This is a genomic window from Vibrio sp. 1641 (assembly GCF_033339995.1).
Lineage (GTDB): Bacteria > Pseudomonadota > Gammaproteobacteria > Enterobacterales > Vibrionaceae > Vibrio > Vibrio alginolyticus.
The window spans coordinates 1-547 of record NZ_JAWOVP010000436.1; the positions used below are offsets into that span (position 1 = coordinate 1).

General features: G+C 47.0%; 1 pseudogene. It reads right to left on the reverse strand.

The window, feature by feature from the left end:
* Nucleotides 1-547: pseudogene (locus R7Z47_RS26415) on the reverse strand (nuclease); the annotation flags it as partial.

Here is a 547-nt window from a genome sequence, read left to right on the forward strand (position 1 = left end):
CACTACTTACAGCGGCAGCTTGAGTCGCGACGGTTAAGCTAACAGTCACGATGTCACCTGCAACCGCGTTTGGTGGCAAACGTACATCTACCGCTAAATTTTCACCCGCTTTCGGTAAATCGATATCCGTATCAGGTAAATCAATCGCGATGATCACAGGATCGTGGTCAGATGCCGAGAACGCATCTTTGTATTTCGGCATGTCACCTGTGTATTTGCTGCCGTACTCAAACAAATTACTTTCTAGTGAGTTAATGTGCCAATCTTCAATCGCTACCACTTTTTGCGCCAAACTGTTGCTTGCCAAGGCGTGGTCTAAATTGCCCAACTCACCAGAATAGGTGTACGAGAACGTGTCTGTGCCATGCAGCAAGGTATTAAGGTTGTTCAGGCCGTAACCTTGTTTGATTTGCGTTTGCTCAACTTGCAACTCACCACCGTTGATTGTGGTGTAACCCGCTGTGTAGATATCACGTCCGTATTTCTCTTTCGAGTAGTCAGTCAGTGTCAGTAGTGGATCTTCCATACCATACGCATTGAGGTCCCC